The organism is Pseudomonas sp. P7548 (assembly GCF_013386585.1).
GTDB lineage: Bacteria > Pseudomonadota > Gammaproteobacteria > Pseudomonadales > Pseudomonadaceae > Aquipseudomonas.
Genome location: NZ_JACARO010000015.1, coordinates 52,263 through 75,474 on the forward strand (window position 1 = coordinate 52,263; position 23,212 = coordinate 75,474).

A 23,212-nucleotide genomic window follows, 5' to 3' on the forward strand; every position below is an offset into this window, starting at 1 on the left:
AGCTTGAGGGCCTCATCGCCGGCAAGCCGGCTCCTACAGGGTCAGCGTTTCAATACCGCTTTTACGGCCGCCACCGACCGCTCCACATCCGCTTCTGTCATGGCCGTGAACATCGGCAATGACACGATCAAGCGCCCCACCTTCTCCGCGACCGGGAACATGCCTTCCTTGAACCCCTGTGCCCGATAAAGGCTCAGCAGGTGGATGGGCGGGTAGTGGTAGCCGATGCCCACGCCGTGAGCTTGCATCTGTTCCATGAAGGTTGCACGGGCGGGCAGGCCATCCTGGCGTTCCGGCAGCACCAGCTGAAACAGGTGCCAGTTGCTGTTTTCGAAGTCCGCCGGCGGCAGTTGCGCGCCGTATTGCTCTTCGAAGTCACTGCCAAAGCATTTGAAGTAGTGCCGCGCCAGGTTCTGGCGGTGAGCGGTGATCTTTTCGATATGAGCGAACTGACCCAGGCCAATGGCGGCAGCGATGTCGGTCATGTTGAACTTGCCGCCCAGCACATCCACGTCCAGGCCATCGAAGCCGGTGCGGGTAACGCCCTGCAGGCGGTATTTTTCGGCCAGGCGGGCTTCTTCGGCGTTATTCAGCACCAGGCAGCCACCTTCGGACGACGTGATGTTCTTGTTGGCCTGGAAGCTGAACGACACGAAGTCGCCGGTGGCGCCAATGCGTTCGCCATCCCAGCTGGACCCCAGGGCTTGGGCAGCGTCTTCGACGATGCGCAGGTTGTACTTGTTGGCCAGCGCGTAAAGCATCGGCATGTCCAACGGCAGGCCGGCCAGGTACACCGGAATGATTGCCTTGGTGCGCGGGGTAATCGCCGCTTCCACCTGGGCCAGGTCGATATTGCGGGTAACCGGGTCGATATCGGCAAACACCGGCGTGGCGCCCACTTCCAGAATCACGTTGGCCGTGGCAACCCACGAGATCGGTGTGGTGATCACTTCATCGCCAGGGCCGATACCCGCAATGCGCAGCGCAATTTCCATGGTGCAGGTGCCCGAGTTGAAGGTACGCACCGGGCGGCCACCAAAATACTCCGACAACTGCGCCTCGAAGGCCTGCACTTTCGGCCCGCTGGTGATCCAGCCTGAGCGCAATACATCACCGACCGCCGAGATGGTGGCTTCATCAATGGTAGGTTTGGAAAACGGCAGAAAGGGCAATTGGCTCATAACGACGAAGGCATCCGTTTCAGATTGGCGATGAGTGAGGGGCGTATCAGTATCAGCATGGTTACACGGCTCGACTGAATATAGCCTGTCACCTGTGAATGAATCGTCATCGGTTGGGCAAAAAAATGCCGCTTCAACAGCGGCATTCTCAGCGGGTATTCAGAAGGCGTAACGCGCTTCCAGAAACACATTTTGTTCCTTGAGCTTACCCTTGAGCTGCTCATCCCGCGCATTCACCCGGTTTGCGAAGGTGTTGTAGCCGGTTTCAATATCGCCCATCGCGATATAACGATAACCAACCCCCAGTGTGATTGGCTCACTGACCTTGGCTTCCAGCCCCATACCTACGCTGTAGGCAAGGTTGTGTTGGTGATTATTGGCAAAGCGACGGGTCTCGTTGGTTTGATAGCCTTCGCTTTCAATGCGAGCGATACCCACACCGGCCATACCGTAGAACGACAACCATGGGTTGATCGGGATGTCTTTATAGCCGTTGAGCATCAAGCGTTGGCTATGGACGTGCAGGCTGTTGACGTTGGCATTAAAGGGGGCCCAGTAGGATTTGAATGTCGAGTTGTTCGGCATTGTGTATTCCCCTTCCAGTCGCCAGCCATTCTCAAAGGCATAACCCGCGGCGAAAGAGGCCACGAATGACTTGCTGCTGTCCGGGGCGTCCACCCGGTCAGTCACGCGAGGGCTAGTGAGCAGCGAACTGGAAAGGTTCTGACGGGCGTTATTGAATTTGGCTGATCCGTACCAGGTTTCTGCCTGGGCGTAGGGGGTAGCGAAGACAGAGAGCAGCAGCGCGTAGGCAATCTTTTGCATGGGCAGTGATTCGCTTTATTTAAAAGGAATCCTTAGCTTGTTGCCTGGCAGGATGAGGCTCGACAGGACTTTTCTGTAGTCAGCTGCGAAAGCAGGAACGCTTACGTAGTGCTTAGCGGCGAAGACCGTAGGAATTGAAGGCAAAAAAATACCGCTGTTTAAAGCGGTATTTTTTATAAAGCTCGAGTTATTCGGTCACAGCGTTTTTTGCGAGGATGGCGTTGGCCAGCTCCATATCCGTGGCCTGCAGACCCGGGTTGTCGGCGCGAACCTTTTGCATGGCTGCTTCCAAGTACGGGCCACGAATGCCGCCGTCGCTGGCAACGAAGCTGCCGGCGTCGTCCTGGGCGGCGACCACCAGCTTGTGGTCTTTGAAGGTCAGGTACGTCGAGCCGGTGGTGGCACCCGACGAGATGACGTTGCGCCAGAAGCTGTCGGCCATGGCTGAACCGACAGGGAGGGAAAGCACAGCGAGGGTTGCGACAGCATATTTAAGACGCATGATGGGTGACTCCGGGTGGGTTATCTGTACTTTATGATTGTAGTAAGCCCGGCCGAGTTCCATCACTGACTAAACAGTTTCAACTGTTAAAACCACGCCATTCTGACCAATCACCCGTACTTGAGCGCCTACAGGGCTGTCCGGACCGGTTGCCATCCACACCCCATCACCGACTTTTATCTTGCCCCGGCCATCGACGATCGCCTGGTGCACCACGAAGACGCGCCCCACCAGCTCCGAGCCGCGTTCGTTCAACCCCGGTTGGTCACTGGCCTTTGCGCTGCTGCGTTGGCGTTTCCACCAGTACACCGCCGTCAATATGGACAGCACCGCGAACAACAGCAGTTGCCATTCCAGCCCGAGCGGCGGCACCAGGAACTTGATCACGCCCACGGCGGCGGCAGCGATGCCCATCCACAGCAGGTAACCGCCGGCCCCGAATACCTCCAGAATCAGCAGCACCGTGCCCAGTGCCAGCCAGTCCCAGAACGACAGGTGCTGCAGGAATTCCCACATGGCTTCAGCCTTTCTTGCTGTCGAAGGTGGCCTTGACGATCTCGCCGATGCCGCCCACGGCGCCAATCACCTGGCTGGCTTCCAGCGGCATCAGGATGACCTTGCTGTTGTTGGCCGACGCCAGTTTGCCCAAGGCGTCGATGTATTTCTGCGCCACGAAGTAGTTGACCGCCTGCACGTTGCCCGACGCGATGGCCTCCGATACCACCTGCGTCGCGCGGGCTTCCGCTTCAGCCTGGCGTTCACGGGCTTCGGATTCAAGGAAGGCCGCCTGTCGGCTACCTTCGGCCTCAAGGATCTGTGCCTGCTTCTTGCCTTCGGCGGTCAGGATCGCCGAGGCGCGCAGGCCTTCGGCTTCAAGGATTTGTGCACGCTTGATCCGTTCGGCTTTCATCTGGCCGGACATGGCGGCCATCAGGTCGGCGGGCGGACTGATATCCTTGATCTCGATACGGGTGATCTTGATGCCCCACGGCGCGGTGGCTTCGTCCACGGTTTTCAGCAGTTTTTCGTTGATACCGTCGCGTTGGCTGAGCATGGCGTCCAGCTCCATGGAGCCCAGCACGGTACGGATGTTGGTTTGCAGCAGGTTACGGATGGCATGTTCGAGGTTATTGACCTCGTAGGCGGCCTGGGCGGTGTTGACCACTTGGAAGAAGCACACCGCATCGATCTGGACGGTGGCGTTGTCGGCGGTGATCACTTCCTGGGGCGGAATATCCAGCACGCTCTCCATCACGTTGATCTTGCGACCGATGCGGTCCATGACCGGGATGATGATGTTGAGACCGGGCTTGAGGGTGTTGGTATAGCGGCCGAAACGTTCGACGGTCCACTGGTAGCCCTGAGGCACCACCTTGAAGCCCATGAACAGGATGGCCACGGCCAGGCCCACGAAAAGAAGCAGTACGGTTCCGATCTGCATAACGATTCCCTATCTGAAAGTGTCAGTGAAACGACGTTCGGCCGATTGTAACGGTCTCGTCACGGATAAGAACGGTTTCATGCCCCGACAATCAAAGGATTTGTTTCTGAATCCCCAGGTGTTACGCGCAATACTTCAGCCAGGGTGGTGAGGCCGGCCCTCATCTTGTCGATACCGGCCATGCGCAGGCTGCACATGCCTTGTTCAAGCGCCGCCTGGCGCAGCGCCTGTATGTCGGCGCCGGGCGTGATGAGCGCCTTGAGCGCTTCGTCCACCACCATGATTTCATAGAGACCGGCTCGACCCCGGTAGCCGCTGTCACGACACTCCATGCACCCGACCGCTTCATGGACTTCAGTGTCTTTCACGGCGCGTTTGCAGTGAGGGCACAAGACCCTCACCAGCCGCTGCGCCATTACGCCTATCAGCGTAGCTTTGATCAAATAATGAGCAATGCCCAGTTCCTGCAAGCGACTGATGGCGCTGGGGGCATCGTTGGTGTGCAGGGTTGATAGCACCAGGTGCCCGGTCAGTGCGGCCTGGATCGCCATTTCTGCCGTTTCCTGATCACGAATCTCACCGATCATGATGATGTCCGGGTCTTGTCGCAGCAGCGCGCGAATGCCGCTGGCGAAGGTCAGGTCGATGTTGTGCTGCACCTGCATCTGGTTGAAGGCGGGCTCGACCATTTCGATCGGGTCTTCCACCGTGCACAGGTTGACCTCCCGGGTCGCCAGTTGCCTGAGTGTGGTGTAGAGCGTGCTGGTCTTGCCCGACCCCGTTGGCCCGGTGACGAGGATGATGCCATTGGCCTGGCGTGTCATGGCGTGCCAGCGTTGCTGATCATCGGCAGACAACCCCAGTTGGTCAAAGCCCTTGAGCAGGACCTGCGGGTCGAAAATGCGCATCACCAGTTTTTCGCCGAACGCCGTGGGCAAGGTGGACAGGCGCAGCTCCACCTCGGTGCCCGTGGGGCTCTTGGTCTTGACTCGCCCATCCTGGGGTTTGCGCTTCTCTGCCACATTCATCCGGCCCAGGCTTTTGAGGCGGCTGACCACGGCCATGGTGACCTGGGGTGGGAACTGGTAGACGTCGTGCAACAGCCCGTCGATGCGAAAACGCACGCGGCCCTGGTCGCGGCACGGCTCGATGTGGATATCGCTGGCTCGCTGGGCGAAGGCGTACTGCAGCAGCCAGTCGACGATATTGACGATGTGCGCGTCATTGGCATCCGGCTCCTTGTCGAGGGCACCAAGGTTGAGCAGTTCGGCAGCGCCGGGCGCAGCGGTCTTCTGGTCGGCGCCACTGACCGACTTGGCCAAGCGGTAAAACTCGCCGATGCAGCGCTGGATGTCCTGGGGGTTGGCGACCACGCGTTTGATCGAGCGTTTGAGCACCTGTGCCAGGCCGGCTTCCCAGCCGGTGATGCCGGGTTGGGCGCTGGCGATGGTGACGGTATGCGCATCCACGGCCACCGCGAGAATGCCATGGCGTTGGGCAAAGGCGTGGGACATCAACGGCACCACGGTCGCCACGTCGATCTTCAACGGGTCGATGCGCAGATAAGGCTGCCCGACATGCCGGGCAAGCCATTGCGTCAGGGTTTCCAGGCAAGGCCCCTGGGCGGCAATGCACGCCAAGGGATGCAACGCATTGCTGGCGGGTTGCGCAGACAACTGCCGGGCGGTTTCGGGTGTTATCACGCCGCTGTCGACCAGGGCGGGTAACAGTCGATGCAGTTCCAAAGGTTGATCAACGGGCATTGCAGGTTTCCTGGGCTGGCTTGGGGCGTAAACCCCAGGCTAGTCAGCCCCTGACTCGGCGCCTCCCGGCTTGTATTGCAGGCCTTTACAGCGCGACGGCCACCCGCTCTTGAGGCTCCACGGAATCAGCTGCCCACAGTTCCAGACTGCACACGCTGATCACGTTTCGAATCTTTTCACCGATCACCTGGGCCCGGTGCCAACTCAGGCCATTCATCACGATATCCACGCTCAGTAGGTCGTCCTCGCGGTTCACCTGGACCTGGCTGGGTGTCAGAAACTGCAGCGCAAAGTAGTTGAGCACGCGGCACAGCACGTCCGGCTCAGCTTCGGCGACGATGCGGTAATGCGCCTGGCAATGCGCGCTGTTGACGGCCCACGCATCGACGCGGGTGGCGGGGTGGATGGTTTCGACGGCGTACATGCTGACTCTCCAGATTCGATTGGAGAAATTTTTGCATTTGGCGTGGGAGATTTCTTATCTAAGATCGGCCATATTGGCGGATGTTTGAATCATCCAATTCATCATATGTTAAATAAAAGGTATTTTTATGCACAGCGAGTTGGACGCCTACGACCGTCGCATCCTGGCCCTGTTGCAAGAGGACGCCTCGCTGTCCAGTGCGCAGATCGCCGAGCAGGTGGGCTTGTCTCAATCGCCATGCTGGCGCCGTATCCAGCGGCTCAAGGAAGAGGGGGTGATCCGTGGCCAGGTCACCTTGCTGGATCGCAAGAAGATCGGCCTCAACACGCAGATCTTCGCCGAGGTCAAACTCAACGCCCACGGTCGGTCCAACTTCACTGAGTTCACTGAGGCGATTCGCGGTTTTCCGGAAGTGCTGGAGTGTTATGTGCTGATGGGGGCGGTGGATTTTTTGCTGCGCATCGTGACGGCGGACATTGAGGCGTACGAGCGATTCTTCTTCGAGAAGCTGTCGATGGTGCCGGGGATTCAGGAGGTCAATTCGATTGTGGCGTTGTCGGAGATCAAGTCCACCACTAGCCTGCCAGTGTTGCGCTGACAGTGAGGGCCTCTTCGCGGGCAAGCCCGCTCCCACATTTGACTGCATTCCAGAGTTGGAACACGGTCAAGGTGGGAGCGGGCTCGCCCGCGATGGCGTCCTTACAGACGCAACAAAGTCTTCCACGCCCGGTTCTGATACACCGCAATCGCCTGATGCATCCGCGCATCCAGCGACTCATCGGTGATCAGTTGGTTGGCCAGTTGCGCCAACTTGTTCAGCTCGCCGTACAAACGGTCCAGCTCTGGAATGTCCACCACATGGCGCGCATGGTGCAGCCAGGCCTGGATGCGTTCGATACGCGGCAGTTGTTCGGCCAGGTCTTCCGGCTGCTGCTGGTAACGCGGCAGTTGCAGGGCGACGGCGTCGTCAGCCAGCAGGCGTGGCAACCAGTTGGTGATTTGTGCCGCGCCCTGGCGATTGCCGCGCACGTTGCGGTCGGCGGTCCAAGCACGGGCCAGCAACCAGCGGGACGCATTCAGTGAGAACAGGCCCCAACGCACATCGTCCAGTTCTTCGATGAATTGCTCGGGCGCGGCTTTGCGGATGTCTTCGTCGTCGTCACCGGCTTGCACCAGCGGGCGCCAGTCTTCCAGCAGGGCATCCAGTGCGCTGCGCAGTTCGCTGGTGGATTGGCGAGGGGCGGCCTGGCCGAGGCTGCCGATCAGGGCACGCAGTTCGCCGAGGTTGTCGACCCAGTCCTTCAGCAGGCGCCAGTGGCCATTGAAGCGGTATTGCTCGGCCAGGCGCTGGCTGCTGCCGAGCAGGTGCCAGAGGATGGCGGCAAACGCGTCGTCCAAAGGCATTTCGGCGTGCAGTTCAGGCGCCGGCAGGCTCAGGGAATAGCTGCTGGCGTCGTACAGGCGATAGCCGCGCTCGGCCTTGCTGATGTCACATGGCATCAGGGCCAGGGTGGCGGCCAGCTCGGCGGCCAGTTCCAGCAGGGCAGCCGGTTCGCCTTCGCGCAGTTCCAGTTCCAGTTCGCAGATTTCTTCTTTCTGCTTGCCGACCACCACGTGGCCCAGGTCCAGGGCAGCTTCGATGACCACCTTGGCCTTGCCGCGGCCCCAGGCGATTTCCGCGCGCTCACGCACGAAGTCGGTGGTGAAGATTGGCTTGAGGGTCTTTTTGTCCAGGTCGGCCAGTTGCTCGGGCCAGCATTCGCCGTCGAGCTTCTTCACGTCGAGCTTGGCTTTGGGCAGGTCCCAGTTGTACTCGTTGCGTTCCGACAAGCCGGCGACGCTCTGGCCACGGGTCTTGAGGGTCTGGATGATGTCGTCACCGTCCTTGCGCAGGCGCAGGGCGACTTTGGCCTGGGCCAGGTCGCGCTCGGGGGTGTCGAAATACTGGTTCATCAACTCACGGCGTTCCCAGCCACTTTTGTTGCGTTTTTTCAGGAGCGGGTGCTCACGCAGCGCGGCGAGGGTCTCGCGGCTGACGCGGAGCTTGATTTCGGTTTCTTTTTGCATGGCCGGAACATCCAGGATCGGGAGCGCAGCCGGGGAAAAGAGTGGCTGCCAAGGTTGTGCAGTGTACAGGACTGAGCCCGGCAACGCGCCGCAACGGTTTATTGTGTCGTGCAGATGGCTCTATAGTGGGGCTCATCCGGGAAGTTGAGAGACCGCGCATGCCATTACCGTCCATGAAAGAGCAGTTCGCCGCGCTGATTGCTGCGCCGTCGGTCAGTTGCACCCAGGCGTCTCTCGACCAGACCAACCGCCCGGTGATCGATTTGCTCGCCGGTTGGCTGGGGGACCTGGGGTTTGCCATCGACATCCAGCAAGTCAGCCCCGGCAAATTCAACCTGCTCGCCAGCTTCGGCAGTGGCCCGGGCGGGTTGGTGTTGGCAGGTCACAGCGATACGGTTCCGTATGACGCCGCATTGTGGAAGACCGACCCGCTCAAGCTGACGGAAGTTGACGGCCGCTGGGTAGGGCTGGGCAGTTGCGACATGAAGGGCTTTTTCGCCCTGGCCATCGAAGCGGTGTTGCCGCTGCTGGACCAACCGTTCAAGCAGCCGCTGTTGATCCTCGCTACCTGTGATGAAGAAAGCTCCATGTCCGGCGCCCGTGCGCTGGCCGAAGCCGGTCGGCCACTGGGGCGTGCGGCTGTGATTGGCGAGCCCACCGGCCTCAAGCCGATCCGCCTGCACAAAGGTGTGATGATGGAACGTATCGACATCCTGGGCCAAAGTGGCCATTCGTCGGATCCGAGCCTGGGCCACAGCGCACTTGAGGCTATGCACGACGCCATTGGCGAACTGCGCGGCCTGCGCCTGGCCTGGCAACGCGAGTACCGCAACCCGCAATTCAGTGTGCCCCAGCCGACCATGAACTTTGGCTGCATCCACGGTGGCGACAATCCCAACCGCATCTGCGGCCAGTGTTCCCTGGAATTCGACCTGCGCCCCCTGCCGGGCATGGACCCCCAGGTGCTGCGCGATGCAATCCGGCAGAAGCTGCAACCCCTGGCCGAGCGTCATCAGGTCAAGATCGATTACGCGCCGTTGTTCCCCGAAGTGCCGCCGTTCGAACAACCCGAAGACGCCGAACTGGTGCGGGTGGCCGAACGTTTGACCGGTCATCGTGCCGAAGCAGTAGCGTTCGGCACCGAAGCGCCTTATCTTCAGCGCCTCGGGTGTGAAACCCTGGTGCTGGGCCCCGGCGATATCGCCTGCGCCCATCAGCCGGGCGAGTACCTCGAAATGTCACGCTTGACGCCTACAGTGCGTCTATTGCGGGAACTGATCGAACACTACTGCCTGAAACCTGCGTAATTTAACCCCTGCCCATTCGTACATAGAAGGAGAGCGAGCGTGTCGCCAAGCCTGTTCCGACGATAACCATCAGCCCGCTGTGCGCTTTCATGATTCATCCTTTTTCGGCTGCTTTTTATTACAGGCCCAGGTGTTATGCCCGACTACGTAAATTGGCTTCGTCACGCTTCGCCCTACATCAATGCCCACCGCGACTGCACCTTTGTGGTCATGCTCCCGGGCGACGGTGTGGAACACCCCAACTTCGGCAATATCGTCCACGACCTGGTGCTGCTCCACAGCCTGGGCGTGCGGCTGGTGCTGGTCCATGGTTCACGCCCACAGATCGAAACCCGTCTTGAAGCGCGTGGCCTCACCCCGGCTTACCACGAAGGCTTGCGCATCACCGATGCTGCAACGCTGGAGTGTGTGATCGACGCAGTCGGCCACTTGCGCATTGCCATTGAAGCGCGCCTGTCCATGGACATGGCTTCCTCGCCGATGCAGGGCTCGCGCCTGCGGGTAGCCAGCGGCAACCTGGTGACCGCACGGCCAATCGGTGTGCTCGAAGGGGTGGACTACCACCACACCGGCGAAGTGCGCCGGGTCGACCGCAAGGGCATCAACCGCCTGCTGGACGAGCGCTCCATCGTGCTGTTGTCGCCCCTGGGTTACTCGCCCACTGGCGAAATATTCAACCTGGCTTGCGAAGACGTCGCCACGCGCGCCGCCATCGACCTGGGCGCCGACAAACTGCTGCTGTTCGGCGCCGATCTGGGCCTGATCGATGAGCATGGCCGCCTGGTGCGCGAACTGCGCCCGCAACAAGTGCCAGCGCATCTGCAGCGCCTGGGCAAAAGTAACTATCAGGCCGAATTGCTCGATGCAGCCGCAGAGGCATGCCGGGGCGGGGTTGGGCGCAGCCACATCGTGAGCTACGCCGAAGACGGCGCCTTGCTCACCGAGCTATTTACCCGGGACGGCGGCGGTACGCTGGTGGCCCAGGAACAATTCGAGCAGGTGCGCGAAGCGGCGATTGAAGACGTCGGTGGGTTGCTCGACCTGATCAGCCCGCTGGAAGAGCAGGGCATCCTGGTGCGCCGCTCGCGGGAAGTGTTGGAGCGTGAGATCGAACAGTTCAGCGTGGTGGAGCGCGAGGGCATGATCATCGCCTGCGCGGCGCTGTACCAGATCGCGGATTCGGACGCGGGCGAGCTGGCGTGCCTGGCGGTCAACCCGGAGTACCGTCATGGTGCGCGGGGTGATGTGTTGCTGGAACGCATCGAGACCCGGGCGCGGGCGCAGGGTTTGAAGACCTTGTTTGTCCTCACCACCCGTACCGCCCACTGGTTCCGTGAGCGCGGTTTTGAACCGAGCAGCGTGGACCGCCTGCCGTCAGCGCGGGCGTCGCTGTACAACTACCAGCGTAACTCGAAGATTTTCGAAAAGGCGCTGTAACTAATAGCAGGGGCAGGTTTTTGTGGGAGCTGGCTTGCCTGCGATACAAGCACCTCGGTCTTTCAGTTGATCCGAGGTGATGCAATTGCAGGCAAGCCAGCTCTCACATTGGATTGCGTTTAATCTCGAGCGAATTTGTCAGTGACGAACGCCGAATAGTCCGGCAGCACCGTCTCAACCTTCCCCTGTTCCTTCAAGAACTTCGCTGTTTCCCCAATCGCCTTCGCCGTGCCGCCTTTAAGCAGCGCGTCGGTTTGCTGCGCCTGGGCGTCGGGGAATGTGGTGCCGGCCAGCAACTCAGGAATGTCGGCGGCGTTCGAGCCTGTCAATTTAGCGATTTTCTGCACGGGCTCGGAGTCGACTGTCCAGCTGTTTTTATGGGCGGCGTAATCGGCGAATGAGTCGAGGGTGACCTTGGCAAACTTGGCCACTACGTCAGGATGTTTTTCGGCGAAATCCTTGCGGGCCACCCACACTTCAAAGGTGGGCGCGCCCCACAGGCCCACCTGGGCCGCGTCTGTCAGGGTTTTGCCGGTCTTGCGGATCTCGCCCAGGGCGGGCGACCACACGAAGGCGCCGTCAATATCGCCCCGTTTCCACGCGGCGGCGATTTCGGCTGGTTGCAGGTTCACGACTTTGACTTTTTTAGTGTCCAGGCCCCAGTGCTTCAACGCGCCGAGCAGGCTGTAATGAGAGGTTGAGACAAAAGGCGTGGCGATGGTTTTGCCGACCAGGTCCTGCGGTGTGTCGATGCCGCTGCCGTTGCGCACTACCAAGGCTTCAGAAGCATTGATCTGCGCCGATACGATGAACGCCACGATCGGTAGATGGCGTGAAGCCGCCGCTGCGAGCGGGCTGGAACCCAGATTGCCGATCTGGACGTCGCCGGACGCGATGGCCGTCACGACTTCAGGCCCACTGTTGAACCGGCGCCAGGCGATTTTCTCGCCGATGGCCTTCTCATAGAGGCCGTCGGCCTGAGGGACTTTGCTGGGGTCAATACCGGTTTGGTAGCCGATGGTTAAATCGGCCGCTTTGACACCAAAAGAAAGTATTAGTGACACAAAAACTGTAACAAATTGACGGGAGGATGTGCGTTTGGCCATGATGGCGTCGCCTTTTTGATCGTGGGTGACGTATGCAACAGTACGGCCACACTAATCGATCTAAAAAAAGTCTGGTAAATACCCTTTAGGAATTAGCTTATGGAGCGGTTCGTTCCCCCGGACTTGTCCGCTTCATGGAAAGCCTTATTCCTGGATCGTATGAAAAAGAATGAAACAATTCTTTTTGGGTGTATGAAAAACTCATTACCCTGCAGGGACCAAATTAACTGCGGTTAGACGAAGGTAGTAGACACACAAGGTTACGATTGACTTGGTAGTCACTATCTGGCGCTAATCGCGCATCTGTGGATCAAGGGCGTCAGACCCGAGACCTTAGAAATACAAAAATTAGAAATGAGAGGAGCGGTACATGAAGAAGTCCACCTTGGCTTTGGCTGTAGCTTTGGGCGCAATTGCCCAGCAAGCAGGCGCTGCCGGTTTCATCGAAGACAGCAAGGCCACACTGGGTCTGCGTAACTTCTACATCAACACTGACAACCGTGACGACGCTACCAAAGCGGCCGGTGCACAGAGCAAGCAAGAAGAATGGGGCCAAGCCTTCGACCTGCGTTTCACCTCGGGCTATACCCAAGGTACTGTGGGTTTCGGTCTTGATGCAATCGGCCTGCTGGGCGTGCGCCTGGATTCGGGCGGTGGTACTAACGGCGCGACCAAACGCGGCGGCACCAGCTACGGTTCCTACGGCGGCACTGTCTTCCCAAGCGAGTCCAACGGCAAAGCTGTTAACGACTTTTCCAGCCTGGGCCTGACTGCAAAAGCCAAGATCTCCCAGACCGAACTGAAACTGGGCACCCTGATGCCTAAGTTGCCCGTTATTGTGTCCAACGACGGTCGCCTGCTGCCGCAGACCTTCCAGGGTGGCCAGATCACCACTAACGACATCAAGGACCTAACGCTGGTTGCCGGTCAGATCGAAAAGGCCAAGGGTCGTAACTCCAGCAACGTCGAGAACCTGTCGATTGCCGGTGCCAACGGTCGTAGTGCCACAGGTCGCGACAGCAACAAGTTCTACTACGCCGGCGGTGACTACAAAATCACCAAGGATCTGACTGCCCAGTACTACTACGGCAATCTGGATCAGTTCTACAAGCAGCACTTCCTGGGCCTGCTGCATAACTGGGCAATCGGTCCTGGCGTGTTGAAAACCGACTTGCGCTACTTCAATAGCCGCGACGATGGTGCCAACGGCCACGATGCGAACTACTACACCACCGGTGACTACGGTACTAACGCCGCTGGCGCTACCATCACTAAAGGTAAAGTCGACAACAACCTGTACAGCGGCTTGTTCCTGTACACCGTTGCAGGTCACACCTTCGGTGGCGGTTACCAGGTCAGCAACGGCAACAGCGACTTCCCTTGGTTGAACCAAGGCGACGGTTCCTCGGCCTATCTGACTACTGACATGCAGATCGCCAAGTTCGCCCGTGCCGGTGAACGTACCTGGCAAGCTCGCTACGCTTACGACTTCGCCAAGGTTGGCGTGCCTGGCTTGACCGCCGGCGTGGTTTACCTGCGTGGTGACAATATCGACACCCGCGGCAACACCGGTACACCGCAACGGGCTACAAATGCCAATGGCGCGAACGAGTGGGAACGTGACATCACTGTTGCCTACGTCGTGCCAGAAGGCCCACTGAAAAACGTTGGTGTAGCCTGGAAAAACGCTATGTGGCGCAACGACATTCCTGGCCAGCGTAACCAAGACGAAAACCGTCTGATCGTGAGCTACTCGCTGCCACTGTTCTAGTCGTCTGAGTCAATTCCAAGTGTGCAAAACCTTGCCCGGCGCAATGCCGGGCAAGGTGTCTTGCTTTCAGGTCGGGCTCAACCCCCGCAAGCCCTTCCCGAATCCCCTCTTGTACAGCGTCTCAAGGCCTTCTCGAACCTTGAAAACGATGTTGCTCCTTGCTTGCACCCACGTCCAATGAACAGATTTTTAATATTCCTATATCGTCTAGATAAATCGATATTTATTCTTTTTAAATAATCCGCAATACATGCACAGTGGGCTCCATAAGCACTCACCAGGAGCCACACCATGAGCCTAAGACTGGGCGACATCGCCCCCGACTTTGAACAGGATTCCAGCGCCGGCAAGATTCGTTTCCACGAATGGCTGGGCGATAGCTGGGGTGTGCTGTTCTCCCACCCGGCGGACTTCACTCCGGTGTGCACCACAGAGCTGGGCTTTACCGCCAAGCTCAAGGACGAATTTGCCAAGCGTGGCGTCAAGGCCATCGCCCTGTCGGTCGACCCGGTGGACTCGCACCACAAGTGGATCGAAGACATCAACGAAACCCAGCACACCGTCGTCAACTTCCCGATTCTGGCTGATGCCGATCGCAAAGTATCGGACCTGTACGACCTGATCCACCCGAATGCCAGCGACACCCTCACCGTGCGTTCCTTGTTCGTGATCGACCCGAACAAGAAGATCCGCCTGACCATCACCTACCCGGCCAGCACCGGTCGCAACTTCCACGAAATCCTGCGGGTCATCGACTCGTTGCAGCTGACCGACAACCACAAGGTCGCAACGCCCGCCAACTGGCAGGACGGTGATGAAGTGGTGATCGTGCCGTCGCTCAAGGATGAGGAAGAGATCAAGAAACGCTTTCCAAAGGGTTACCGCGCGGTGAAGCCGTACCTGCGGCTCACCCCACAACCCAACCGTTAAGGCTCAGGCCGCCATCGCGGGCAAGCCCGGCTCCCACAGTTGACCGCATTCCCCTGTGGGAGCCGGGCTTGCCCGCGATGGCGGTGGTACATCCACCACCGCATTGCGTTGTAAACCGAATCACATAGCAGGGGTTTTCAGGCCGTTTCGACGGCCTTTTTTTTCGCCTGGAGAGGCCTGAATTGCATATGCACTTTAAGAATAAACAAATGAAAAAATAAGATTTATAGATATATAAATGTGCTGATAAGGTCTGTTCCATCTTGGCGACATCGCCACACAGCGAACCGCCGACACTTGCTCAAGGAATACCTGCATGCTGGTCGTAACACTTGGAGGCAGTCCCAGCCAGCGTTCCCGCTCCGGGGTCTTGCTGGATAAAACCCGTCAGTGGCTACAGCAGAAAGGCGTGGAAGTGGTGAGTTATCAGATACGGGACTTCCCGGCCGAAGACTTGCTGCACGCGCGCTTCGACAGCCCCAAGGTCATCGACCTGTTGCAGCAAGTCGCCAATGCCGATGGCTTGGTGATTGCCACGCCGGTGTACAAGGCCTCGTTCTCCGGCGCACTGAAAACTGTGCTGGACCTGCTGCCTGAGCGCGCCCTGGCCCACAAGATCGTTCTGCCGATGGCCACGGGCGGCAGCATCGCCCACATGCTGGCGGTGGACTACGCCCTGAAGCCGGTGTTGTCGGCGCTCAAGGCCCAGGAATTGCTCCACGGTATCTTTGCCGAAGACAGCCAGATCGCCTATGGCGAAGGCAGTGCGCAGGCGCAACTGGTGCCGGTGCTTGAACACCGCTTGCACGAGGCCCTGGAAACTTTCTACAGCGCCATGGCCCGTCGCCCGAAACCGCTGGACCCTCATGTGTTGAATGAACGTTTGTTGAGTGCTCGCTGGAGCATCTGAGCCTTACCGGATTTTGTAGTACTCACCTTACTCAGCCGCCAACGGCCAAGCAGGTGCAGCCAACCCCCTAAACGCACTATTTGGAGAGAGCGCCATGCGCACTGTCATCTTGCGTCGTGGTCTGGTCGCACTGTTTGCTGCGGCTGTGTCCTTCGGCGCCATTGTTCAAGCCCACGCCGCCGAAACCCTGCGGATCGGTTATCAGAAATACGGCACCCTGGTGCTGCTCAAGGCCAAGGGCTCGCTGGAAAAGCGCCTGGCTGCCCAAGGCGTGAACGTGCAGTGGACCGAGTTCCCTGGCGGCCCGCAATTGCTCGAAGGCCTGAACGTCGGCTCCATCGACTTCGGCGTCACCGGCGAGACCCCACCGGTATTCGCCCAGGCCGCCGGTGCCGACCTGCTCTACGTCGCCTACGAACCGCCAGCACCGACCAGCGAAGCGATCCTGGTACCGAAAGATTCGCCGATCAAATCCGTGGCCGAGCTCAAGGGCAAGAAAGTCGTGCTCAACAAAGGCTCCAACGTGCACTACCTGCTGGTACGTGCGCTGGAAGACGCCGGCCTCAAATACACCGACGTGCAGACCGTATTCCTGCCGCCCGCCGATGCCCGTGCCGCGTTTGAACGTGGCAGCGTGGACGCCTGGGTGATCTGGGACCCGTACCAGGCTGCTGCCGAGAAACAACTGCAAGCCCGCACCCTGCGTGACGGCACCGGCATTGCCGACAACCACCAGTTCTACCTGGCCACCAAACCCTACGCCGAAAAACACCCGGAAGTGATCAAGGCACTGGTGGAAGAAGTGCGCGCGGTGGGCGAATGGTCCAAGTCCAACCCGCAGGAAGTCACTGAACAAGTTGCCCCGCTGCTTGGCCTGCCGGCTGACATCACCCTGACCTCGGTGAAACGCCAGGGCTACGGCGCGCTGTTCCTGACCCCGGAAGTGGTCGCCGCCCAGCAGAAAATCGCCGACAGCTTCTACCAACTCAAACTGATCCCCAAGCCCTTGAACATCAAGGACGTCATCTGGACGCCACCCGCCGCCGTTGCCAAAGCGCCGTAATCCGACTTCTTCAGGAGACAACTCCATGAGCCTCAATATTTTCTGGTTTCTGCCTACCCACGGCGACGGCCATTACCTTGGCACCGCCGAAGGCGCTCGCGCCGTCGACCACGGTTACCTGCAGCAAGTGGCCCAAGCCGCTGATCGCCTGGGCTTCGGCGGGGTGTTGATCCCCACCGGTCGCTCCTGCGAAGACTCGTGGCTGGTGGCCGCCTCGCTGATTCCGGTGACCCAGCGTCTGAAATTCCTCGTTGCCCTGCGCCCCGGGATCATTTCCCCGACGGTGGCTGCGCGCCAGGCCGCAACCCTGGACCGCCTGTCCGGTGGCCGTGCGCTGTTCAACCTGGTCACCGGCGGTGATCCGGAAGAATTGGCCGGTGATGGCTTGTTCCTCAGCCACGAAGAGCGTTACCAGGCCTCGGTGGAGTTCACCCGCATCTGGCGTCGTGTACTGGAAGGCGAAACCGTGGATTACGACGGCCAGCACATCAGCGTCAAAGGCGCAAAATTACTCTACCCACCGATCCAGCAACCGCGTCCGCCGCTGTACTTCGGCGGTTCTTCCGAAGCCGCCCAGGACCTGGCTGCCGAGCAAGTGGAAATGGTGCTGACCTGGGGCGAGCCGCCCGCTGCGGTCGCGGAGAAAATCGAGCAGGTGCGCGCCAAGGCCGCCAAGCTGGGGCGTACCGTGCGCTTTGGTATTCGCCTGCACGTGATCGTGCGTGAAACCAACGACGAGGCGTGGAAAGCCGCCGACAAACTGATCTCCCATCTGGACGACGACACCATCGCCCGTGCCCAGGCCTCCCTGGCGCGCTTCGATTCCGTCGGCCAGCAACGCATGGCGGCCTTGCATGGTGGCAACCGCGACAACCTCGAAGTCAGCCCCAACCTGTGGGCAGGTGTTGGCCTGGTACGCGGTGGTGCCGGCACGGCGCTGGTGGGCGATGGGCCGACCGTTGCGGCGCGGGTCAAGGAATACGCAGCCCTGGGTATCGACACCTTTATCTTCTCCGGTTATCCCCACCTGGAAGAATCGTATCGGGTGGCCGAACTGCTGTTCCCGCACCTGGACATCGAACGTCCCGAGTTGCCGAAAAGCGCCGGTTACGTCAGCCCGTTCGGCGAGATGGTCGCCAACGACATCCTTCCCAAAGCTGCGTCACAGAGTTGAGGCGCCGCCATGAACTTTGAAAAATTGAGCCATCGCGTGGCCCCTTGGGTGCTGCCGATCCTGTTGTTGGCGATCTGGCAGTTGTCGGTGTCGGCCGGTTGGTTGTCGACGCGTATTCTGCCGGCGCCCAGCGCCGTGATCGAAGCCGGGATCAACCTGGTACGCAGCGGCGAAATCTGGACGCACCTGGCGATCAGCGGCTGGCGCGCGGGCCTGGGGTTTGTGATCGGTGGCAGCATCGGTCTGGCCCTGGGCTTTATCACCGGTTTGTCGAAGTGGGGCGAGCGCCTGCTGGACAGCTCGGTGCAGATGATCCGCAACGTGCCGCACCTGGCGCTGATCCCGCTGGTGATCCTGTGGTTCGGCATTGACGAGACCGCGAAGATTTTCCTGGTCGCCCTCGGCACGCTGTTCCCGATCTACCTGAACACCTACCACGGCATCCGCAACGTCGACCCGGCGCTGGTGGAAATGTCGCGCAGCTACGGCTTGTCCGGTTTCAGCCTGTTTCGCCAGGTGATCCTGCCGGGCGCGTTGCCGTCGATCCTGGTGGGCGTGCGCTTTGCCCTGGGCTTCATGTGGCTGACGCTGATCGTGGCGGAAACCATCTCGGCCAGCTCCGGCATCGGTTACCTGGCAATGAACGCCCGTGAATTCCTGCAGACCGACGTGGTGGTACTCGCCATCGTGATGTACGCCATCCTCGGCAAGCTGGCCGACCTGGCAGCGCGTGGCCTGGAGCGTGTGTGGCTGCGTTGGCACCCGGCTTATCAAGTGAATAAAGGAGGTGCGGCATGACCGCTCAACAACCTCCACGCCTGTTGAAAGGTATCCCGCTGGCGGTGCGCAGGTTGCGCAAGGCCTTTGGCACGCGGGAAGTGCTCAAAGAGATCGACCTGCACATCCCAGCTGGTCAGTTCGTGGCTGTGGTCGGCCGCAGTGGTTGCGGCAAAAGTACCTTGCTACGCCTGCTGGCCGGCTTGGATAAAGCCAGCGGCGGCGAGCTGCTGGCCGGCTCCGCGCCCTTGAGCGAAGCGATTGAAGACACGCGGTTGATGTTCCAGGAAGCGCGCTTGCTGCCGTGGAAAAAGATCATCGACAACGTGGGCCTCGGTCTCAAGGGCAACTGGCGCCCCCAGGCGTTGGAAGCCTTGGAAGCCGTGGGCCTGGCCGAGCGCGCCAATGAGTGGCCAGCGGCCTTGTCCGGTGGCCAGAAGCAGCGTGTGGCCCTGGCTCGTGCCCTGATCCACCAGCCGCGCCTGCTGCTGCTCGATGAGCCGTTGGGCGCCCTGGATGCCCTGACCCGCATCGAGATGCAGCAACTGATCGAAAACCTCTGGCAGAAACACGGTTTCACCGTGTTGCTGGTAACCCACGACGTCAGCGAAGCCGTGGCAATTGCCGACCGCGTGATCCTGATCGAAGACGGCGAGATCGGCCTCGACCTGATCGTCGACCTGCCGCGCCCACGTGCCCGGGGCTCACACCGCCTGGCTGCGCTGGAAGCCGAAGTGCTCAACCGCGTGCTGTCGTTGCCGGGCTCGCCGCCGGAACCCGAACCTGTTTCACCGCTGCCTACGCAATTGCGTTGGGCTCAATAACTCACTCGTCCCTGAAGGAAGAACACCATGACTATTAAAGCCATCAACGTGCGTAACCAGTTCAAAGGCACCATCAAGGAAATCGTCGAAGGCGACGTGCTGTCGGAAATCGACGTGCAGACTGCGTCCGGCATCGTGACGTCGGTGATCACCACTCGCTCGGTCAAAGAGCTGGAATTGGTGATTGGCAGTGAAGTGATTGCCTTCGTTAAATCCACCGAGGTGTCGATCGCCAAGTTGTGATCGAGATTTGCGGTGCTCTTAAGGCCGCTTTCGCGAGCAAGCCCGCTCCCACATTTGACCGAGTTTCAACTTTGAAATGCATTCAAATGTGGGAGCTGGCTTGCCTGCGAAGGGGCACGCCCAGCCACCACAAGGCTCAACGCTTGGGCAAATAGGCTGGCAGGTAGAGCCCCACATACGCATCAAACACCCGCATCCCTTCCTCCGCCATGCGCGGTGTGATCAGTCCATGCTGATGCACCGAACGCGCGTACACGCGGTCGCTCAGTTCCAGCGCCAGTGCAAACACATCCACATCGTTTGGCAAGGTCGGCACTTCAAAGTGACGGTTGAACACGGCGAGCATCAGGTCGCCCAACTCCAGGTCATGCTGACGGTCCGCCTGGGTCACTTCCGTCAGCCCGTGCTGCGCCAGGATCAGCTGGCGAGCGGCGGCGTCCTGCTCATAGATGGTGAGCATGCGGTGTTCGACGATATAGGACAGGTCGCGCCAGTGCTTGAGTGATTCATGGTCGATGGGTGCCTGGATGGCGGCCCGGAAGGCCGCGTGCACATCGGCCGTCAGCGCTTCGAGAAGGGCCGGCACGCTGGCGAAGAAGTGGTACACCGACGACGGTGGAATCTGCGCCCGCTCGGCCACGCTGTAGATCGACAAGCCGGCCACGCCTTCGGCGGCCAGCAAGGTGCGGGCGGCGTCGAGAATCGCGTCGATCCGGGCCTGGCTGCGGGCGCGGGGTTTGCGAGGGGTGGCGGGGCGGGTGGTCATGGAAGTCTCCTACAAGGCAGCGGGCATTGTACGCAGAGCCACTGGATGATCCATACCTTGTGGCGAGGGAGCTTGCTCCCGCTGGACTGCGCAGCAGGCCCAAAATCAGCGCCCCAGTACTGCCTGAAAGAACCGGGTAGCTTTATTGGGGCCGCTTCGCAGCCCAGCGGGAGCAAGCTCCCTCGCCACAACGGCCATAAAAAAACGCCGCAGGCCAATAGCCTGCGGCGTTCTTTTAATGCAGCCGCCGTTTAGACGGTATGCAGGTACCAGTTGTACTCAAGGTCGGAGATGGAGTGTTCAAACTCTTCCAGCTCACTTTCCTTACAGGCGACGAAGATATCGATGTACTTAGGATCGATGTACTTGGCCATCACCTCGCTGTCGTCCAACTCGCGCAAGGCATCGCGCAGGTTGTTCGGCAGGCTCTGCTCGTTCTGCTCGTAGCTGTTGCCTTCCACCGGTGCGTTGGGCTCGATCTTGTTGGTCAGGCCGTGGTGCACGCCTGCCAAGACCGAAGCCATCAGCAGGTAAGGGTTGGCGTCGGCGCCGGCCACACGGTGTTCGATACGCACCGCGTCGGACGAGCCGGTCGGTACGCGAATCGCCACGGTACGGTTGTCCAGGCCCCAGCACGGCGAGTTCGGCACGTAGAACTGTGCGCCGAAACGACGGTAGGAGTTGACGTTGGGGCACAGGAACGCCATTTGGGCGGGTAGGGTCTCGAGCACACCGCCGATCGCGTGACGCAATGCGGCGTTCTGCTCGGGATCCTCGCTGGCAAAGATGTTCTTGCCTTCCTTGTCCAGGATCGAAATGTGCACGTGCAAACCGTTGCCTGCCTGGCCTGGGTAAGGCTTGGCCATGAAGGTGGTGTCCATCTCATGGTCGTAGGCGATGTTCTTGATCAGGCGCTTGAGCAGTACGGCGTAGTCGCAGGCCTTGATCGGGTCGGCCACGTGGTGCAGGTTCACTTCGAACTGCGCCGGGGCACTTTCCTTGACGATGGCGTCGGCCGGGATGCCTTGCTCCTTGGCACCTTCCAGGATGTCCTGGAGGCAGTCGACGTATTCGTCGAGGTCGTCGATCAGGTAGACCTGTGTCGAGTGCGGGCGTTTGCCGGAAATCGGCGAGCGGGGCGGTTGTGGGCGGCCGTTCACGTTCTCCTGGTCGATCAGGTAGAACTCGAGTTCGAAGGCGGCGCAGATGGTCAGACCGAGGTCGTCGAATTTGGTTACAACTTGGCGGAGCACTTCGCGTGGATCGGCGAAGAAAGGTTCACCTTCAAGTTCGTGCATGGTCATCAGCAGTTGCGCGGTAGGGCGCTTTTGCCAGGGTTCATTGCACAGGGTGTCGGGGATCGGATAACAGATTCGGTCAGCATCACCGATGTCCAGGCCCAGGCCGGTGCTTTCCACCGTCGAGCCGTTGATATCCAGGGCAAATAAAGAGGCAGGCAGGTTAATGCCCTTCTCGTAAACCTTGTGGAGGCTGGTGCGTTCGATGCGCTTGCCGCGCACCACACCATTCATATCCGCAATTAGAAGGTCTACGTACAGAACCTCAGGATGATCCTTAAGGAACGCGTTCGCTTCGTTAAGCTGAACGGCACGCGGGGGTACCGACATGATGCAACACCTTTGTTGTTAAAAATATCAATCATTGATCTTTTCTGGTTTCAGTCAACCCGAACGGCATGCCGAAGTCAAGCGAGGCCTTTTTTGCCCTAAAAAAGCGCCTCGAAGGCTTTTTTGGGGCTTTTTGGGGCGGTTTTTTGGGTTTGGACGGCTTGGGACTAGCAGGCTTGAGCGGGCCGTGTTGTATTTTTTACGGGGGTGTTGTGTAAAAAAATGAACAAGGCTAAGCTCGATTCAAACCCATAACAGCAATAATACCGGGGTGCTTCATGTCTCGCCTGCCGTTAATCGGCGTCACCGCCTGCTCCAAACAGGTCGGTCTGCATGCTTATCACATCAGTGGCGACAAATACGTCCGTGCAGTGGCCACCGCTGCCAAGGGCTTGCCATTGATCATTCCGTCCCTTGGGCATCTGCTCGACCCGGCCAATATTCTTGACGGCCTGGATGGCATCCTCTTTACCGGCTCTCCCTCCAATATCGAACCCTTTCACTACGACGGTCCGGCCAGTGCGCCTGGGACTGCTCATGATTCTGCACGCGACCAGACCACATTGCCGTTGCTGCGCGCCGCGATTGCGGCAGGCGTTCCGGTACTGGGTATCTGCCGGGGCTTCCAGGAGATGAACGTGGCGTTTGGCGGCAGCCTGCACCAGAAGGTTCATGAAGTGCCGGGCATGATGGATCACCGCGAAGACGACACGCAGCCGCTGGACGTCCAGTACGGCCCGGCGCACGCCGTGGCGATCTCCCCGAATGGGGTATTGGCAAGCCTGGGGTTGCCACAGACGATTGAGGTCAACTCGATCCACGGGCAGGGCGTTGACCGCCTAGCGCCTGGGCTTCTGGTCGAAGCGACGGCGCCGGACGGCCTGATCGAAGCTTTTTCGGTGAAACAGGGCAAGGCTTTTGCTTTAGGAGTGCAATGGCACCCCGAATGGCAGGTAAGCTCTAACCCGCACTACCTAGCGATCTTCCAGGCATTTGGCACCGCCTGTCGAAAGCGGGCGATGCAACGCGACGCGGATGCTGCGTCAACCAACGCCTGACCTTTAATGGATGTC

At 59.8% G+C, this 23,212-nt stretch carries 23 protein-coding genes; 12 read left to right on the forward strand and 11 right to left on the reverse strand.

Annotation, left to right across the window (positions count from 1 at the left end):
• Positions 1-41: 41 nt before the first annotated feature.
• The 7 genes from HX803_RS08165 to HX803_RS08195 all read right to left on the reverse strand — a co-directional run bounded on the left by HX803_RS08165 (position 42) and on the right by HX803_RS08195 (position 6,136).
• Positions 42-1,181: a DegT/DnrJ/EryC1/StrS aminotransferase family protein gene (locus tag HX803_RS08165; protein WP_178919961.1), complete on the reverse strand. Its 1,140-nt coding sequence runs from the start codon at positions 1,179-1,181 to the stop codon at positions 42-44.
• Between the two features lie 159 nt (positions 1,182-1,340).
• On the reverse strand, positions 1,341-2,006 hold the full coding sequence (locus HX803_RS08170) for an outer membrane protein (RefSeq protein WP_178919962.1): 666 nt from the start codon (positions 2,004-2,006) through the stop codon (positions 1,341-1,343).
• A gap of 187 nt (positions 2,007-2,193) precedes the next feature.
• Positions 2,194-2,508, reverse strand: coding sequence for a DUF2388 domain-containing protein (locus HX803_RS08175; RefSeq protein WP_003176799.1), 315 nt, complete (start codon positions 2,506-2,508; stop codon positions 2,194-2,196).
• 69 nt (positions 2,509-2,577) lie between these two features.
• On the reverse strand, positions 2,578-3,024 hold the full coding sequence (locus tag HX803_RS08180) for an NfeD family protein (protein ID WP_176996853.1): 447 nt from the start codon (positions 3,022-3,024) through the stop codon (positions 2,578-2,580).
• 4 nt (positions 3,025-3,028) lie between these two features.
• Positions 3,029-3,949, reverse strand: coding sequence for an SPFH domain-containing protein (locus tag HX803_RS08185; RefSeq protein ID WP_065902324.1), 921 nt, complete (start codon positions 3,947-3,949; stop codon positions 3,029-3,031).
• 77 nt (positions 3,950-4,026) lie between these two features.
• Positions 4,027-5,712 carry a GspE/PulE family protein gene (locus tag HX803_RS08190; RefSeq protein ID WP_178919963.1) on the reverse strand — a complete coding sequence of 562 codons (1,686 nt, stop codon included), beginning with the start codon at positions 5,710-5,712 and terminating at the stop codon, positions 4,027-4,029.
• Between the two features lie 85 nt (positions 5,713-5,797).
• Positions 5,798-6,136: a hypothetical protein gene (locus HX803_RS08195; RefSeq protein WP_178919964.1), complete on the reverse strand. Its 339-nt coding sequence runs from the start codon at positions 6,134-6,136 to the stop codon at positions 5,798-5,800.
• A 127-nt stretch (positions 6,137-6,263) separates the two neighbouring features.
• Here HX803_RS08195 and HX803_RS08200 point away from each other — a divergent pair, with 127 nt between their 5' ends.
• The gene (locus HX803_RS08200; protein ID WP_007928270.1) at positions 6,264-6,734 is read left to right on the forward strand and encodes an Lrp/AsnC family transcriptional regulator; all 471 of its coding nucleotides are present in this window, start codon (positions 6,264-6,266) and stop codon (positions 6,732-6,734) included.
• A gap of 101 nt (positions 6,735-6,835) precedes the next feature.
• On the opposite strand, the gene HX803_RS08205 is transcribed toward HX803_RS08200, so the two are convergent.
• Positions 6,836-8,203: an inorganic triphosphatase gene (locus HX803_RS08205; protein ID WP_178919965.1), complete on the reverse strand. Its 1,368-nt coding sequence runs from the start codon at positions 8,201-8,203 to the stop codon at positions 6,836-6,838.
• Between the two features lie 158 nt (positions 8,204-8,361).
• Here HX803_RS08205 and argE point away from each other — a divergent pair, with 158 nt between their 5' ends.
• Together argE and argA are read left to right on the forward strand one after the other, a co-directional pair.
• A complete protein-coding gene (argE, locus tag HX803_RS08210) occupies positions 8,362-9,510 on the forward strand; it encodes an acetylornithine deacetylase (protein WP_178919966.1) in 1,149 nt (382 codons plus the stop codon).
• A gap of 135 nt (positions 9,511-9,645) precedes the next feature.
• A complete protein-coding gene (argA, locus tag HX803_RS08215; protein ID WP_178919967.1) occupies positions 9,646-10,947 on the forward strand; it encodes an amino-acid N-acetyltransferase in 1,302 nt (433 codons plus the stop codon).
• A 119-nt stretch (positions 10,948-11,066) separates the two neighbouring features.
• Here argA and tauA read toward each other — a convergent pair whose 3' ends face one another.
• A complete protein-coding gene (gene tauA / locus HX803_RS08220; protein WP_178919968.1) occupies positions 11,067-12,053 on the reverse strand; it encodes a taurine ABC transporter substrate-binding protein in 987 nt (328 codons plus the stop codon).
• 370 nt (positions 12,054-12,423) lie between these two features.
• On the opposite strand from tauA, the gene HX803_RS08225 reads away from it, so the two are divergent.
• The 8 genes from HX803_RS08225 to HX803_RS08260 all read left to right on the forward strand — a co-directional run bounded on the left by HX803_RS08225 (position 12,424) and on the right by HX803_RS08260 (position 19,745).
• Positions 12,424-13,824 (forward strand): OprD family porin, encoded by a 1,401-nt coding sequence (locus tag HX803_RS08225; RefSeq protein WP_178919969.1) that lies wholly within the window; start codon positions 12,424-12,426, stop codon positions 13,822-13,824.
• Positions 13,825-14,115: 291 nt separating this feature from the next.
• Entirely contained in the window at positions 14,116-14,754 is a 639-nt protein-coding gene (locus HX803_RS08230) for a peroxiredoxin (protein ID WP_178919970.1), read from the forward strand.
• A gap of 316 nt (positions 14,755-15,070) precedes the next feature.
• On the forward strand, positions 15,071-15,664 hold the full coding sequence (gene ssuE, locus HX803_RS08235; protein ID WP_176996843.1) for an NADPH-dependent FMN reductase: 594 nt from the start codon (positions 15,071-15,073) through the stop codon (positions 15,662-15,664).
• A gap of 94 nt (positions 15,665-15,758) precedes the next feature.
• A complete protein-coding gene (locus tag HX803_RS08240; RefSeq protein WP_178919971.1) occupies positions 15,759-16,727 on the forward strand; it encodes a sulfonate ABC transporter substrate-binding protein in 969 nt (322 codons plus the stop codon).
• A gap of 25 nt (positions 16,728-16,752) precedes the next feature.
• Positions 16,753-17,901 (forward strand): FMNH2-dependent alkanesulfonate monooxygenase, encoded by a 1,149-nt coding sequence (gene ssuD / locus HX803_RS08245; protein WP_071485087.1) that lies wholly within the window; start codon positions 16,753-16,755, stop codon positions 17,899-17,901.
• A gap of 9 nt (positions 17,902-17,910) precedes the next feature.
• Entirely contained in the window at positions 17,911-18,699 is a 789-nt protein-coding gene (gene ssuC, locus HX803_RS08250) for an aliphatic sulfonate ABC transporter permease SsuC (RefSeq protein ID WP_176996840.1), read from the forward strand.
• Positions 18,696-19,502, forward strand: a complete 807-nt coding sequence (gene ssuB / locus HX803_RS08255) for an aliphatic sulfonates ABC transporter ATP-binding protein (protein WP_178919972.1) — start codon at positions 18,696-18,698, stop codon at positions 19,500-19,502. The genes ssuC and ssuB overlap by 4 nt, the downstream gene beginning before the upstream one ends.
• A gap of 27 nt (positions 19,503-19,529) precedes the next feature.
• Entirely contained in the window at positions 19,530-19,745 is a 216-nt protein-coding gene (locus HX803_RS08260) for a molybdopterin-binding protein (protein ID WP_003213899.1), read from the forward strand.
• Between the two features lie 136 nt (positions 19,746-19,881).
• Here HX803_RS08260 and HX803_RS08265 read toward each other — a convergent pair whose 3' ends face one another.
• A complete protein-coding gene (locus tag HX803_RS08265; RefSeq protein ID WP_178919973.1) occupies positions 19,882-20,511 on the reverse strand; it encodes a TetR/AcrR family transcriptional regulator in 630 nt (209 codons plus the stop codon).
• 251 nt (positions 20,512-20,762) lie between these two features.
• On the reverse strand, positions 20,763-22,139 hold the full coding sequence (locus HX803_RS08270) for a glutamine synthetase family protein (protein WP_178919974.1): 1,377 nt from the start codon (positions 22,137-22,139) through the stop codon (positions 20,763-20,765).
• A gap of 278 nt (positions 22,140-22,417) precedes the next feature.
• On the opposite strand from HX803_RS08270, the gene HX803_RS08275 reads away from it, so the two are divergent.
• Entirely contained in the window at positions 22,418-23,197 is a 780-nt protein-coding gene (locus tag HX803_RS08275) for a gamma-glutamyl-gamma-aminobutyrate hydrolase family protein (RefSeq protein ID WP_178919975.1), read from the forward strand.
• Positions 23,198-23,212: the final 15 nt, after the last annotated feature.